The sequence below is a fragment of the Niveibacterium sp. genome, from assembly GCF_041909475.1.
GTDB lineage: Bacteria > Pseudomonadota > Gammaproteobacteria > Burkholderiales > Rhodocyclaceae > Niveibacterium.
Genome location: NZ_JAYRDJ010000047.1, coordinates 17,748 through 32,378 on the forward strand (window position 1 = coordinate 17,748; position 14,631 = coordinate 32,378).

The following is a 14,631-nucleotide window of genomic DNA, read 5'->3' on the forward strand; positions in this document are numbered from 1 at the left end:
TGGCCATGTCTGATCTCCAAGAAGAGAGCTTCATCTCGCACCTGATCGAGCTACGCACCCGCCTCGTGCGGGCGGCGGCGGCTTTCCTGATCGTGTTCCTGTGCCTGATGCCCTTCGCGTCACACATCTACGATCTGCTCGCAGCGCCGATGATGCAGACCTTGCCGCAAGGCACGCGCATGATTGCGACCGGCGTGGTGACGCCATTCTTCGTGCCGATCAAGGTCACGATGATGGCGGCCTTCATCATCGCGCTGCCGTTCATCCTCTGGCAGGCGTGGGCCTTCATCGCGCCGGGCCTCTACGCACACGAGAAGCGCCTCGCTGCACCGCTGGTGGTCGCGAGCACGCTGCTGTTCCTGCTCGGCATGGCGTTCTGCTATTTCTTCGTGTTCCGCACGGTGTTTACCTTCATCGCGCAATTCGCGCCGAAGAGCATCACGCCGGCGCCTGACATCGAGCAGTACCTCGCCTTCGTGATGACGATGTTCCTCGCCTTCGGCATGACGTTTGAAGTGCCTGTGGTGGTGATCCTACTGGTCAAGGCGGGCTTGGTGACGGTCGAGAAGCTCAAGGAAATCCGCTCCTACGTGATCGTCGGCGCCTTTGTCGTCGCCGCGGTGATCACGCCGCCTGACGTGACCTCGCAGATCATGCTGGCGGTACCGATGTGTCTGCTCTACGAAGCCGGCATCCTCGTCGCCCGCTTCATGTCGCCGCGCCGGGACGAACCGGCGGTGCAGGCGCGCGACTGAGCGAAACCGCCCGGCGCGGGCGGTTCGAATGGGCTCCGTTCAGGAGCCCGCATCGGGCGGCGGCCGCTTTCCGATCTTCACGCGAGATTCCACGGCCGTGGCTCCGCGCCGCAGCGACAGCGTCGCCTCGGCGCCGGGCGGCAGGGCCGCGATTGTTTCGAGCATGCGTTGCGGCCCACCGACGGCCTTGCCGTTGATCGACACTAGTAAATCGCCGGGCGCAACGCCGCCTTTGTCCGCCGGGCCGCCGTTCACAATGCCGGTGACGAGCGTGCCGTCCTGTGCCGGCAGGCCCAGGCTTGCCGCCTGTTCGGCCGACACCTCCCGCACTTCAACGCCAATCCAGCCGCGCGTCACTTCGCCGGTCTTGATGATCTGCTCCATCACGCTGCGAGCCAGCGAGGCGGGGATCGCAAAACCGATGCCGAGCGAGCCGCCGGAGCGGGAATAGATCGCAGAGTTGATACCCACGAGATTGCCGTTTCCGTCGACCAGTGCGCCGCCGGAATTGCCGGGGTTGATCGCAGCGTCGGTCTGGATGAAGTGTTCGAAGGTGCTGATACCGAGCTGGGAGCGGCCCAGTGCGCTGACGATGCCCATCGTTACCGTCTGGCCGACACCGAATGGGTTGCCGATGGCCAGCACCACGTCGCCGATCCGCAGTGCTTCCGGCGCGCCGAAGGTGATGGCCGGAAGTTTGTCGGCTGCTATGTGCAGCACAGCCAGATCGGTGTCCGGGTCGCGTCCCACCACGGTTGCGGCGAGCTTGCGACCATCGTAAAGGGCGACCTCGATCTCGTCCGCCTGTTCGACAACATGGTTGTTGGTCAGGATGTAGCCGGAAGGGCTCGCGATCACGCCTGAGCCGAGCCCGGAGGCGCGACGCGACGTCGAGGGGTCGTTTCGATCGCCGAAGAAGTGCCGGAACAGCGGGTCATCGGCGAAGGGATTGCGCGGCTGGCGCACTTCCTTGCTGGTGAAGATATGTACTACGGATGGCAGCGCCTTTGCGGCAGCCGGCGCATACGAGACTGTGGCGTTGCCGCTGTTCGTTGCTGCACCTGCCGGAGGTGTCGCGGCTTGCTGTACCGGCACGAACTGGGCGAGCGCGCGGCGATCAGAGAACCAGCCCGGCTTCAGCGTGGTCAGCACGAAAACCACCGCCAGCGAGGCGGTAACGGCCTGGCAGAAGATCAGCCACAAGCGGCGCATAATCCAGAGTTCCGAGTCGGGTAGCGCGGCCTCCCGGGTGCTGCGGCGCCTTGGGGTCGAATGTTCACCGTGGGGAGGGAATGAAAACAATGCATCGCGATGAATTGCAACGCTATCTGGACGAGCTGCTGGGAGCCCCGCGGGTCAAGGATTATTGCCCAAACGGTTTGCAGGTGGAAGGTCGTGCCGAGGTTCGCAGGCTTGTGTGCGGCGTCACCGCCAGCCTGGCGCTGATCGAGGCTGCGATCGCTCATGATGCCGATGGTTTGCTGGTACATCACGGTTACTTCTGGCGTGGCGAGGATCCCCGCGTCGTCGCGACGCGACGTCGTCGCCTGGGCCGCCTGCTGGGCCACGATCTGAACCTGTATGCCTACCACCTGCCGCTCGATCTGCATCCCGAATTGGGCAACAACGCGCAGCTTGCCCGCGTGATGGGATGGCAGGCGGAAGGGCGTTTCGGCGATCAGGATGTCGGCGTGATCGGGCGACTGCCCGGGCGTGCCTCGCTCGACCAAGTGGCGCGATCGATTGCGGCGCGCCTCGGGCGCGAGCCGCTGGTGGTTGGCGACGCAGCTGGCGAGATCGAGCGCATTGCCTGGTGTACCGGTGCGGCGCAAGGCATGTTCGAGGCCGCGATTGCGGCAGGCGCCGAACTGTTCGTTTCGGGCGAGGTGTCGGAGCCGACCGTGCACCTCGCGCGTGAGAGCGGTGTGCCTTACATCGCCGCCGGCCACCATGCCACGGAGCGCTATGGGGTGCATGCACTGGGCGCTCATCTGGAGGCGCAGCTCAGCATCCAATGCGTGTTCGTGGATATCGACAATCCTGCCTGAGCGGCCCCGGATTTACTGATCGCGCGGCTTCAGCGGCGGCAGGTCTTCATCGAGGTTGAACTCGATCATCGACTCGGTCCGCTCAGGTTCGAACGCCGGCGCAGGCGCACGCGGGCGTGAAGGCGGCAGCAGGTGCTCGTCGAAACTGATTTCCTGTTCATCGCGCCGCTCGGCGGGCGTGGCCTCGGCGGCCTGCATCACGGTGGTCGGGGGCTCGGTTTGCGGACCGGAGGGCGGCGGGGGCGGGGTCTCCATCGCGTGCAGTTCTTCGGGCGTTGGCTTGAATGCGCCGAGTTCGATCTCCAGCACGCCATTGAGGCACAGGATGTCGTCGACGATGCCGAGCGGGAATCCCTGGCGCGTCCCCTTACGGTTGTCGCGCAGCAACGTGTGCAGGTAGACCTGACATTCGCGCGTCCGCCAGGTGTTGAGGATGCGTCCGATGATGTGGCCCATCTGCTCGACCGACTCGTTCGCCTCCTTTACCTGATCGAACTCGTCCCAAGTAACCGCCTTCACATTGAAGGTCTTGTTCAACTGACCCGCAAGCGCATCGAATTCGACCCGCATCGAAGCCGCCTTGTAGACCTCGAGCAGCTTGATCCAGGGGCGCACGGCCTGCTTCGGGTTGGCGCGGATGAAGTCAGCGAGCGTCTCCGCAGCCCCCTGCACCCGGCCGAAGGACATCATGATTTCGGCGAGCTCGACCGCAGAATCGTGCTCTTCAACCTCGTCGTCGATATGCAGCAGGCTGCTCGGCCCCAGCGCGCCCGGCGACAAGGTCGGTGGCGTCCACTCGATGCCTTCTTGTGATGCGCCGGCGAGGGGGGAACCCTCGCGTTCCGGCCAGATGTCGGCGGGCGTCAACGCCTCGCTCTCGAACTCGGCGTCGTCTTCGTCCGGTTGCGTCTCCGCCGCGTTGGCGACCGGCAAGGGCTCAACCGGCAGGATGCGGATCCGGCGGCGGCGCCACGCCAGGCTGGCGGCAATGGCCACCAGCAGCATGGCTGCGCCACCCGCGATCAGGCGCCAGTCGATCGGTGTTGTGTTCGAGGCGAGCCGTGTCGGTACGCCGCCAGCCCCGCTTTGCTGCGCGATCAGGCCGGCGAGCCGCTGGTTCTCGGCTTGCAGCCGCTGCTGGGCGGCTTCGAGCTGCCGGATGCGATCGTTGAGTTCGAGCGTGGTCGCGATGCGGTCGTCGATTGCCAGGATCAGCTGCTGTTCGCGGCGCAGGCGTGCGCGGGTGGACTCATCCGGCACGGACTGACGGCGCGATTCGTCAAGCTCCAGCGATTGGCGCAGTGCGCCATCTGCGTCGTCCGTTGTGACGGTGAGTCGATCGGTGTTCGGCGCCATACCGCGGCGCGCGCGCGGTTGCGGTGCTGCCTCGGGAGCCGGCTCCGGCGCGCTGGCCTTGCGTTCGCGCGCAGGCGGGGGCGACGTGGTCTCGGCGGGCGCAGTCCGCGGCGATGGCGATGCGCTCGGCATCGGCACCAGCAGTTGCGTGCCGGCGGGCAGGGCGCTCTGCGTGGCGTTTGCAACCCCAGCAAACAATTGGGGGTTTGCACGAACGATTTCGCGCGCAGCGCGGCGCTGTGCGGCGCGGTCGTTCGGTAGCAATGCTGCTGCGATGGAAGCCGGGCTCTCGCCGTCCGCTGCAGTCCAGGTTTCAACCCTTCCTCGCGGCGCCGCAGGCTTAAGCGCTGGTGGCGTGGCGGTGTTGTCGGCAGGGGCGGTACGTGGTACTTCGACGGCGGCGGGCCCGAGCAGTAGCGCGTATTCCCTGCGCACCTGAACGCCGCAATCCACCTGTATGCCCAGCATCAGTGCCGGATCGTGGATCGGCTGGCGGGTCGTCACGATCAAAGCATGGCGGTTGCCGGTCTGCTCCAGCCGCATCTGTGCGCTGCGCACCCAAGGCAGGTCATCGCTCGCACCACTCGGGCTGAGTACGCGAAAGCACTCGCTGCCGAGTGCGCCGACGTCGTCGCCGACCAGCGCAATCTCGACGCGCAAGGGCTGCGCGAGGCCGCTACGCAGTGTCGCCTCGCCCAAGCCCGCGGCATATGCGGAGACGCTCATTGCGAGCAGGGGGGCGGCGAGGAGTGTGTGCAGTCCGGACTTCAGGTACATGCGTTCGGTCACATGCGGCTGCTTGGTTGGCGTGCGGGATTGCACCTTCACCTTTGTTTCGGCCAAATTTTGGTGAACTTTAAGGCGATACCCGCTTCAAAGCGAGCGCATGGGCGGTTCAGGGGGATTTCGGTCAACAACGCGGGCGCCCGTCGGCGACTTTTGAGGGGGCATGCAAACCCTGCGGTGCATTTATGACTCGATCTGCAACTTTTATTGATTTCACCATGCGCAATGGTGTTTCGCATTATAGCAAACGCGAAACGCAAAATCGTTGACCTGACTTTCTTGTTGTTGCCACTGAGGAGGCATACGCTGCATGGGTGAATTGACGGTTCCAGCGTGTGATCGCGTCAGCCCGGCGTGCGATGTCCGGTATATCGCACCGCTGCCGCGAGTGCGTTTTGTCTGGCAAGCCGGCTGGCAGCGTGTTCCACGAACACGGCGACAAATCAGAAATGCCTCAGGAGGGCAATCATGGATGTAGCGGTCAAGAATGGCACTCAGGTCGTAGGCGAACCCTGGCGCGACTTCGTTGAAGGGCGCTGGCAGAAGGAAGTCGACGTGCGCGACTTCATCCAGCGCAACTACACCCCATACGAAGGCGATGACAGCTTCGTCTGTGGTGCGACCGATCGCATCAAGTCGCTGTGGGCGAAGCTGCAGCCGTTGCTCGCGATCGAACGCGAGAAGGGCATTCTGGATGTTTCGCAGATCCCGTCGGGCATCACCGCCCACGCGCCGGGCTACATCGACAAGGACCTGGAACTGGTCGTCGGCCTGCAGACCGAAGCGCCGCTGAAGCGCGCAATCATGCCGTACGGCGGCTGGCGGATGGTCGAAACCTCGCTCGAGGCCTACGGCTACAAGGCTGATCCGCGTATCGCCGAGATCTTCACGAAGTACCGCAAGACGCACAACGCCGGCGTGTTTGATGCCTACACCCCGAGCATCCTGGCCTGCCGCAAGTCCGGCATCGTCACCGGCTTGCCCGATGCCTACGGCCGCGGCCGCATCATCGGCGACTACCGCCGCGTCGCGCTGTACGGTGTCGATTTCCTGATCGCCGCGAAGAAGCGCGAAAAGGCTGAGCTGAACGACGTGCATTCGACCGAAGACGTGATCCGCGCCCGTGAGGAACTCTCCGAGCAGATCCGTTCGCTGGCCGAACTCAAGGAAATGGCCGCCAACTACGGCTGCGACATTTCGAAGCCGGCCGCCACCGCGCAGCAGGCCGTGCAATGGACCTACTTCGGCTACCTCGCTGCGATCAAGCAGCAGAACGGTGCCGCGATGTCGGTCGGCCGCGTGTCGACCTTCCTCGATGTGTACTTCGAGCGTGACCTGAAGGAAGGCCGCATCACCGAGCAGTTCGCCCAGGAAATCATGGACGACTTCGTGATGAAGCTGCGTCTGGTCCGCTTCCTGCGCACGCCGGAATACAACGAGCTGTTCTCGGGCGACCCGGTGTGGGCGACCGAGTCGATCGGCGGCATGGCCGAAGACGGCCGCACCCTGGTCACCAAGACCAGCTTCCGCATGCTCAACACCCTCTACACGCTGGGCCCGGCACCTGAGCCGAACCTCACCGTGTTCTGGACGCCGGCGCTGCCGGATGGCTTCAAGCGCTTCTGCGCAAAGGTGTCGATCGATACCTCGTCGATCCAGTACGAGAGCGACGAGCTAATGCGCCCGCGCTGGGGCGATGACTGCGCGATCGCCTGCTGCGTGTCCGCGATGCGTGTCGGCAAGCAGATGCAGTTCTTCGGTGCCCGCGTGAACCTCGCGAAGACGATGCTCTACGCGATCAACGGCGGCCGCGACGAAATCTCCGGTGAGCAGGTCGGTCCGGTGCTGCCGGCGTACGAAGGCGAGTACCTTGACTACGACGCCGTGATGGCCCGTCTCGACACGATGATGGACTGGCTCGCGAAGACCTATGTGAATGCGCTGAACATCATTCACTACATGCATGACAAGTACGCGTACGAAGCGATCGAGATGGCGCTGCACGACCGCGACATCCTGCGCACGATGGCCTGCGGTATCGCCGGTCTGTCGCACGCGGCGGACAGCCTTTCGGCGATCAAGTTCGGCAAGGTCAAGGTGGTGCGTGACGAGCGTGGCCTGATCGTCGACTACATCACCGAAGGCGACTTCCCGTGCTACGGCAACAACGACGACCGCGTGGATGAAATCGCCACCGGCCTCGTGACGACCATGATGGACAAGATCCGCAAGTACCCGACGTATCGCAACGCGATGCACACCCAGTCGGTGCTGACGATCACCTCCAACGTGGTGTACGGCAAGAAGACCGGCTCGACGCCGGACGGCCGCAAGAAGGGCGAAGCCTTCGCGCCGGGTGCCAACCCGTCGAACCAGAAGGACACCCATGGCGCGCTGGCCGCGATGATGTCGGTCGCCAAGATCCCGTACGAAGACGCTGCTGACGGCATCTCGCTGACGCTGTCCTACTCGCCGAGCGCACTTGGCACTGCCGAAGAGCGCACCGACAAGCTCAAAGGCAGCCTCGACGCCTACTTCGGCACCGAGGGCTTCCACGTCAACGTGAACGTGCTCAACCGCGATATGCTGATCGACGCGATGGAGCACCCGGAGAAGTATCCGCAGCTGACCATCCGTGTTTCAGGCTATGCGGTTAACTTCGTCAAGCTGACGCGTGAGCAGCAGATGGACGTGATCAACCGTACCTTCCACGGTTCCATGTAAGGAGATCCCCTCGTGGCGACACGCCTTTCCGGCAGTCGCTACGAGCTGAAGGTCCAATCCGGGGCCACCCAGTCGGGTGGCCCGGATCATTTTGCGATCCACGAGGCCGACCTCGAGGACATCGCCGAAAACGAGGACCAGCAGCTCGTCGGCTACATCCACTCGTACGAAATGGGCAGCGCGGTAGATGGCCCCGGCATTCGCGCCGTGGTCTTCCTGTCGGGCTGCCTGATGCGTTGTCAGTACTGCCACAACCCCGATACCTGGCACAAGATGCACGGCACGCCCACAACCGCGGGCGACCTGATGGCGGAGCTGAAGAAGTACGTGCGCCCGCTCACCTTGTCCAAGGGCGGCGTGACGATCAGTGGCGGTGAGCCCCTGGTTCAGCACCGCTTTGCCAAGCGCATCCTGCGCCGCTGCAAGGAGCTCGGTTTGCATACCGCGCTCGATACCTGTGGCCGCCTGGGCGAGAAGCTATCGGACGAAGAGCTGATGGATGTCGACCTGAACCTGCTCGACATCAAGTCCGGCGATCCGGATACCTACTACCGCGTTACGCATCAGCCGCTGCAACCGACGCTCGACTACGCCAAGCGGCTGTCGGACTTGAACCGGCCGACCTGGGTGCGCTTCGTTCTGGTGCCGGGCTTGACCGACGATTACGACAACGTCGAACGCGTTGCCGACATCACTGCGAGCATTCGTAGCGTCGAGCGCGTTGATGTGCTGCGCTTCCACCAGATGGGCCGTTCCAAGTGGGATGCGCTGAATCTGAAGTACCCGCTGGCGGATGCCGTGCCGCCGACTAATGAGCTGACCGAGCGCGTCAAGGAGCAGTTCCGCGCCCGCGGGCTGAAGGTGTACTAAGCAAAATGAACGAGGACGGGGACGCGGCTGATCGCTGTCAATATTGCACTGCAGTATGGCGGGCAGAATCAGCAGCACCCCTTCCGCGGACACGACGCTATGGATGAGTTGAAGAACCTCACCTACGACGATCTGCACGTCGGCGCGTCGATGGAAATCACCCACACCGTGACAGCGTCCAACGTGGCGATGTTGTCGCAGTTGTCCGGTGACGCCGAAATCTTCCACCCCGAGACCGACAAGACCGACGAGAAGCTGTCGGTGCAGGGCGTGTGCGCCGTTGCGCTGATGTCCAATGTGGTGACGCGGCGACTGCCCGGCCCTGGCTCGCGCATCGTCGGTCAGGAACTGCACGCGGACGGGTTCATCACCGATGGCGATGAGCTCACCGCATCCGTCCGGGTGCGTCACAAGCATGCGTCCGACTGTTCGGTGCAGCTCGATATTCGCGTCGTCAATCAGCACGGCGATGACTTGCTTTGGGGTTCGCTGACGGTGTTGCCGCCTGGCACCAAGGGCAGTTTTGCAGACACGCGCAAGGCCGCGTTCTACATGCCGCGCAATGATGCGTTCGAGAAGATGTACGTCGCGTGTGAGGGCATTCCGCCGGTGCTGACGGCGGTGGTACACCCTTGCGACCGCGATTCCCTGCTGGGGCCGATCGAGGCTGCGCGCAAGGGCCTGATCATCCCGGTGTTGATCGGGCCGGCGGCGAAGATCCATGCCGTTGCGCAGGCCGAGAACATTGACCTCAGCGGCTACCAGCTGATCGACTGTGAGCACAGCCACGCTGCCGCGGACCACGCCGCCGGCTTGGCACGCCACGGCAAAGTACAGGCGCTGATGAAAGGCAGCCTGCATACCGACGAGTTGATGGGCGCCGTAGTGAAGGCCAGCAACGGACTGCGCACTTCACGCCGCGTGACGCATGTATTCGTGATGGATGTGCCGGCCTATCCGCGCATGCTGCTGGTGACGGATGCCGCGATCAACATCTTCCCGACCGTGGAAGAGAAGGTCGATATCGTTCAGAACGCCGTGGAACTCGCGCACATCCTCGGCATTGCCCAGCCCAAGGTGGCGGTGCTCTCGGCGGTGGAGACGGTGAACCCGAAGATCCAGTCAACGATCGACGCTGCGATGCTGTGCAAGATGGCCGATCGCAAGCAGATCACCGGCTGCGTGATCGACGGCCCGCTCGCGTTCGACAACGCGGTGAGCGAAGCGGCCGCCAAGACCAAGAAGATTGTCTCGCCGGTGGCGGGGCGGGCCGACGTCCTGATCGTGCCCGACCTTGAAGCCGGCAACATGGTTGCCAAGCAACTCCAGTATCTGGCCGGCGCGGACAGCGCCGGCATCGTGCTCGGCGCGAAAGTGCCGATCGTGCTTACCAGCCGCGCCGATTCAGTCGAAACCCGCATGGCCTCGACTGCCGTCATGGCGCTTATTGCCCACTATCGCCAGACCGGCGAAACCCCCATGAAACAAAATGATTGAACCTATCCTCGTTATCAATGCGGGCTCATCGAGCCTGAAGTTCTCCGTCTTCGAATCGATCGGTGACGATTTCGCCCTGCGCCTGCGTGGTCAGGTCGAGGGCCTGTTCACCGCACCGAAGTTTGTCGCGAAAGATGCCGGCGACACCGTGCTGGCCAGCCAGGACTGGGCCGAAGGCACGCAGCTGGGCCATGAAGGCGCGATGAAGTGCATCAGCGGCTTCCTTGCAGACCACGGCGTCCCGCGGCCCGCAGCCGTCGGCCACCGCGTTCTGCACGGCGGCCTGGAGTTCTCGGCGCCGGCCAAGCTCAACGCCAGCGTGATGACGCGTCTTGAGAAGTACGTGCCGTTTGGCCCGCTGCACCAGCCGCACAACCTCACGCCGATCCGTCTGCTGATGGATCAGTTCCCGGATCTGCCGCAGGTGGCGTGCTTCGACACCGCCTTCCATCGCACGCAGCCGCAGGTGTCCGAGCTGTTCGCGCTGCCGCTGGAATTCGCGGAAGAAGGCATCCGCCGCTATGGCTTCCACGGCCTCTCGTACGAGTACATCTCCAGCGTGCTGGGCGACTACGACAAGCGCGCCGCTTCCGGCCGCACCATCGTGCTGCACCTGGGTAACGGTGCCAGCATGGCGGCGCTGTCGGCGGGTCTTGGTGTCGCAACGACAATGGGCTTCACGGCACTCGACGGTCTGCCGATGGGCACGCGTTGCGGTGCGATCGATCCGGGCGTGCTGCTGTACCTGATGGATCAGAAGGGCATGAACGCGCGCGATATCGAGAAGCTGCTGTATCGCGAATCCGGTCTGCTTGGCCTGTCGGGCGTGTCGAGCGATATGCGCGCGCTGCTGGCGAGCGATTCGTCGCGTGCGCGTCTGGCCGTCGACTACTACGTCTATCGTGTCGCGCGTGAAATCGGTTCGTTTGCGGCGGCGCTGGGCGGTGTCGATGCGCTGGTGTTCACCGGCGGTGTCGGCGAGAACGCGGCGCTGATCCGTGCCCGCATCTGTGAGGCCTCGCACTGGCTGGGCGTGCGCCTGAACTCGGCGGCCAACCAGACGCGCGGCCCGCGCATCTCGATGGACGACAGCGCGGTCGCAGTGTGGGTGATCCCGACCAACGAAGAGCTGATGATCGCGCGCCACGTGCGCCGCACCCTGCGCGGCTGATTTTCAACTAGTCCGCTCCCCCGGTGGCCGGTCGCCGCAAGGCGCCGGCCACCGTCGTTTACTGCCCCAGCGCAAGAGTATTGCCGCCCGCCATGCTTACGATGGGCAACGGGGCAGGCGAGCAGCGCTCGCCTGTTGTCGTGCCGCGTTGTCGGCACCCTTCGGGGGAGGGGGCATGACAGAAGCAATCGCCGTACTGAATGCGGGCTCGTCGAGCCTGAAGTTCTCCGTATTTGCCGCCGTCGATGGTGATTTGCAGCTGCGCCTGCGCGGTCAGCTCGAAGGGCTGTTCACCGCGCCGAAATTCGTCGGCAAGGATGCGGATGGTGTCGTGCTGAGCGAGCACACCTGGCCCGTCGGCTTCCAGCTCGGCCATGAAGGCGCGATGGCGCATCTGACGGCCTTCCTCGATGCCCACACCGATGGCCTCAGGATCAAGGCCTTCGGCCACCGAGTGGTGCACGGCGGTGTCGAATTCGCTGAGCCGGTTTGCGTGGACCCGGCGACGCTCAAGCGGCTGGAGGCTTTCGTTCCGCTCGCGCCACTGCATCAGCCGAACAACCTGCTGCCAATACGCCTGCTGCTGGAAAGCGGCACCAAGGCGGCCCAGGTTGCCTGCTTCGATACCGCATTCCACCGCGATCAACCGCTGATCGCCCAGATGTACGCGCTGCCGCATGAAATGACGGCAGCCGGCATCCGCCGCTATGGCTTTCATGGACTCTCATACGAATACATTGCGTCGGTGCTGGCGCAGCATGACGAGCGCGCTGCAGCCGGCCGCACGGTGGTGTTTCACCTCGGCAATGGCGCGAGCATGTGCGCGATTCACGCCGGCCGCAGTGTCGCCACTACGATGGGCTTTACCGCGGTTGACGGGCTGCCGATGGGCACCCGTTGCGGTTCGGTTGACCCCGGCGTGCTGCTGTACTTGATGGATCAGCGTGGCATGGACGCGCGCGCGATCGAGAAGCTGATCTACCACCGCTCCGGTCTGTTGGGCATGTCCGGCGTATCGAGCGATTGCCGGGCGTTGGAAGAATCCGACGATCGCAACGCGAAGCTCGCGCTGGATCACTTCTGCTACCGCGCGGCGCGCGAGCTGGCCTCGCTTGCCGCCACGATGGCGGGGCTGGACGCCGTGGTCTTCACTGCCGGCATTGGCGAGAACTCGCCGACGGTGCGGGCGAAGATTCTTGAACAGGCCGCGTGGCTGGGGGTGGCGCTGGACCGCGACGCCAATCGGGTGCGCGGCTTCGCCAGGATCAGCGCCGCTGCCAGTGCGGTCAGCGCATGGGTGATCCCGACCAACGAGGAGTTGATGATCGCGCGCCACACATGGCGCGTGATTCATGCCTGAGCAGCTCCGACGCGTCTGCGGGCTCCCCTGGGGGCAGGTATTGTCGGGCGGGGCGCATTCTGGCGTGGCTGCCGATGCAGGCATTGCTATGATCGGCCCGTTTCACGTCGGCCGAACGCGCAGGGGGCGCGGGCCGCAGCAGGGGGGAATCATGGCTTTACCGGAACCGACCGCGCCTCGGCGGCGACTGCACATGCGCCGGATCGAGGCCGAGGGCTATCTGCGTGACGATGGCTTGTTCGATCTGGACGCCACGCTGGTTGATCTGAAGGACGCGGACTACGAAATCCTCTCCGGCGTGCGTCCGGCGGGTACGCCAGTGCACGAGATGCGGGTACGGTTGACGATTGACCGCCATTTCAACGTGACCGACGCCGTGGCTGATACCGCGTGGGCGCCCTACAGCGGCTATTGCGAAACCATCGCGCCGGCCTATCGCCAGTTGATTGGCCTGAACCTGTTCCAGGGGTTTCGCAAGGCGATGATGGAGCGCTTCGCCGAGGTCAAAGGCTGTACCCACGTCACGGAGTTGCTGTTGACGCTACCAACGGTGGCGCTGCAAACCTTCGCGACGCTGGTGCGAGAAGACGACTCCGGTGACCGTAAGCCCTATCAGCTCGATCGCTGCCATGCGCTGGATTCTTCCGGCGCTGCGGCGCGCAAGTACTACCCGCGTTGGTACCGGCCGCGCAGCGCTGACGAGTCGGAAAACGCGTAAGTAATCCGCAAGGGCGATTCGGTTACAATCCGCCGAATCCGGGTGCTGCACTGCGGCAACGGGGCTGCCAAGCGCCCGGTCTGGCTTTTGCCGAGGGAGGGGGAGAGTCGGCATCCGCTGCGTCAAAGGGGGCGCAGTCCGTCTCGTCTGCCCGTGTTCCGACCCGATACCAACATTGAGCCCGCTGAGCCCGGCGACCCCGGGCGGGGGCAGAGATCGAAGGGCAACCATGAAGATTCACGAGTACCAGGCGAAAGAAGTCCTGCGCAAATATGGCGTCGTTACGCCGCGCGGCATTCCGTGTTTTTCCGTCGATGAGGCCGTCAAGGCGGCCGAGGAACTGGGCGGCAAGATCTGGGTTGTGAAGGCCCAGATCCATGCAGGTGGCCGCGGCAAGGGCGGTGGCGTGAAGCTGGCCCGTTCGCTCGACGAAGTGCGCACGCTCGCCAACGAGATCCTCGGCATGCAGCTGGTGACACACCAGACCGGGCCGGAGGGCCAGAAGGTCCGCCGCCTGCTGATCGAGGAAGGTGCCGACATCAAGAAGGAATACTACGTTGCCGCGCTGACCGACCGTGCTACGCAGAAGGTCGCTATGATGGCCTCCAGCGAAGGCGGCATGGACATCGAGGAAGTCGCGCACAACACGCCCGAGAAGATCATCAAGGTATTTGTTGATCCGGCGGCTGGCCTGACAGACGCGCAAGCCAAGGAACTCGCGAGCGGCATCGGCGTGCCCGAAGCCTCGATCCCGCAGGCTGTGGATACGCTCAAGCGCCTCTACACCTGCTACATGGAAACCGATGCCTCGCTGGCGGAAATCAACCCGCTGATCCTCGAAGGCAACGGCAACATCAAGGCGCTGGACGCGAAGTTCAACTTCGACGCCAACGCGCTGTTCCGTCACCCGGAAATCGTCGCCTACCGCGATCTGGATGAAGAAGATGCGGACGAAATCGAGGCCTCGAAGTTCGATCTCGCCTACATCTCGCTCGACGGCAACATCGGCTGTCTGGTGAACGGTGCCGGTCTTGCGATGGCGACCATGGACACGATCAAGCTGTTCGGCGCTGAACCGGCGAACTTCCTCGACGTGGGCGGTGGCGCGACGACCGAGAAGGTCACCGAAGCCTTCAAGATCATGCTCAAGAACCCCAAGGTCAAGGGCATCCTGGTCAACATCTTCGGCGGCATCATGAAGTGCGACACCATCGCCACTGGCGTGGTGACCGCAGCGAAGGAAACCCATCTGGCCGTGCCGCTGGTCGTGCGCATGAAGGGCACCAACGAAGACCTCGGCAAGAAGATCCTTGCCGAATCGGGTTTGCCGATCATCTCGGCCGACA

The 14,631-nt window shown here is 64.1% G+C and carries 11 protein-coding genes; 9 read left to right on the top strand and 2 right to left on the bottom strand.

Going from position 1 to position 14,631, the window contains the following annotated elements:
- Nucleotides 1-5: 5 nt before the first annotated feature.
- A complete protein-coding gene (gene tatC, locus ACE3P0_RS19915) occupies nucleotides 6-755 on the top strand; it encodes a twin-arginine translocase subunit TatC (RefSeq protein WP_374404537.1) in 750 nt (249 codons plus the stop codon).
- A 39-nt stretch (nucleotides 756-794) separates the two neighbouring features.
- On the opposite strand, the gene ACE3P0_RS19920 is transcribed toward tatC, so the two are convergent.
- The gene (locus tag ACE3P0_RS19920) at nucleotides 795-1,967 is read right to left on the bottom strand and encodes a trypsin-like peptidase domain-containing protein (RefSeq protein ID WP_374404538.1); all 1,173 of its coding nucleotides are present in this window, start codon (nucleotides 1,965-1,967) and stop codon (nucleotides 795-797) included.
- Between the two features lie 89 nt (nucleotides 1,968-2,056).
- Here ACE3P0_RS19920 and ACE3P0_RS19925 point away from each other — a divergent pair, with 89 nt between their 5' ends.
- Nucleotides 2,057-2,803, top strand: coding sequence for a Nif3-like dinuclear metal center hexameric protein (locus tag ACE3P0_RS19925; protein WP_374404547.1), 747 nt, complete (start codon nucleotides 2,057-2,059; stop codon nucleotides 2,801-2,803).
- Nucleotides 2,804-2,815: 12 nt separating this feature from the next.
- Here ACE3P0_RS19925 and ACE3P0_RS19930 read toward each other — a convergent pair whose 3' ends face one another.
- Nucleotides 2,816-4,987, bottom strand: a complete 2,172-nt coding sequence (locus ACE3P0_RS19930; RefSeq protein ID WP_374404539.1) for a FimV family protein — start codon at nucleotides 4,985-4,987, stop codon at nucleotides 2,816-2,818.
- 426 nt (nucleotides 4,988-5,413) lie between these two features.
- On the opposite strand from ACE3P0_RS19930, the gene pflB reads away from it, so the two are divergent.
- The 7 genes from pflB to sucC form a co-directional block, all read left to right on the top strand.
- On the top strand, nucleotides 5,414-7,669 hold the full coding sequence (gene pflB / locus ACE3P0_RS19935) for a formate C-acetyltransferase (RefSeq protein ID WP_374404541.1): 2,256 nt from the start codon (nucleotides 5,414-5,416) through the stop codon (nucleotides 7,667-7,669).
- Nucleotides 7,670-7,681: 12 nt separating this feature from the next.
- Nucleotides 7,682-8,539: a pyruvate formate-lyase-activating protein gene (pflA, locus tag ACE3P0_RS19940; protein ID WP_172203550.1), complete on the top strand. Its 858-nt coding sequence runs from the start codon at nucleotides 7,682-7,684 to the stop codon at nucleotides 8,537-8,539.
- 99 nt (nucleotides 8,540-8,638) lie between these two features.
- Nucleotides 8,639-10,036, top strand: a complete 1,398-nt coding sequence (locus ACE3P0_RS19945) for a bifunctional enoyl-CoA hydratase/phosphate acetyltransferase (RefSeq protein WP_374404542.1) — start codon at nucleotides 8,639-8,641, stop codon at nucleotides 10,034-10,036.
- The gene (locus ACE3P0_RS19950) at nucleotides 10,029-11,207 is read left to right on the top strand and encodes an acetate/propionate family kinase (RefSeq protein ID WP_374404543.1); all 1,179 of its coding nucleotides are present in this window, start codon (nucleotides 10,029-10,031) and stop codon (nucleotides 11,205-11,207) included. Before ACE3P0_RS19945 ends, ACE3P0_RS19950 begins: the two co-directional genes overlap by 8 nt.
- A 175-nt stretch (nucleotides 11,208-11,382) precedes the next feature.
- Nucleotides 11,383-12,567 (top strand): acetate/propionate family kinase, encoded by a 1,185-nt coding sequence (locus tag ACE3P0_RS19955; protein WP_374404544.1) that lies wholly within the window; start codon nucleotides 11,383-11,385, stop codon nucleotides 12,565-12,567.
- A 193-nt stretch (nucleotides 12,568-12,760) separates the two neighbouring features.
- On the top strand, nucleotides 12,761-13,285 hold the full coding sequence (locus ACE3P0_RS19960; protein WP_374404545.1) for a DUF2889 domain-containing protein: 525 nt from the start codon (nucleotides 12,761-12,763) through the stop codon (nucleotides 13,283-13,285).
- Nucleotides 13,286-13,514: 229 nt separating this feature from the next.
- A partial coding sequence (sucC, locus tag ACE3P0_RS19965) for an ADP-forming succinate--CoA ligase subunit beta (protein ID WP_374404546.1) occupies nucleotides 13,515-14,631 on the top strand: 1,117 nt, incomplete at its 3' end.

Excerpts from the sequence above, each read along its gene's own strand:
- tatC (WP_374404537.1), top strand. The coding sequence starts at position 6 with ATGTCTGATCTCCAAGAAGAGAGCTTCATCTCGCACCTGATCGAGCTA.
- ACE3P0_RS19920 (WP_374404538.1), bottom strand. The coding sequence starts at position 1,967 with ATGCGCCGCTTGTGGCTGATCTTCTGCCAGGCCGTTACCGCCTCGCTG.
- ACE3P0_RS19925 (WP_374404547.1), top strand. The coding sequence starts at position 2,057 with ATGCATCGCGATGAATTGCAACGCTATCTGGACGAGCTGCTGGGAGCC.
- pflB (WP_374404541.1), top strand. The coding sequence starts at position 5,414 with ATGGATGTAGCGGTCAAGAATGGCACTCAGGTCGTAGGCGAACCCTGG.
- ACE3P0_RS19945 (WP_374404542.1), top strand. The coding sequence starts at position 8,639 with ATGGATGAGTTGAAGAACCTCACCTACGACGATCTGCACGTCGGCGCG.
- ACE3P0_RS19950 (WP_374404543.1), top strand. The coding sequence starts at position 10,029 with ATGATTGAACCTATCCTCGTTATCAATGCGGGCTCATCGAGCCTGAAG.
- ACE3P0_RS19955 (WP_374404544.1), top strand. The coding sequence starts at position 11,383 with ATGACAGAAGCAATCGCCGTACTGAATGCGGGCTCGTCGAGCCTGAAG.
- ACE3P0_RS19960 (WP_374404545.1), top strand. The coding sequence starts at position 12,761 with ATGCGCCGGATCGAGGCCGAGGGCTATCTGCGTGACGATGGCTTGTTC.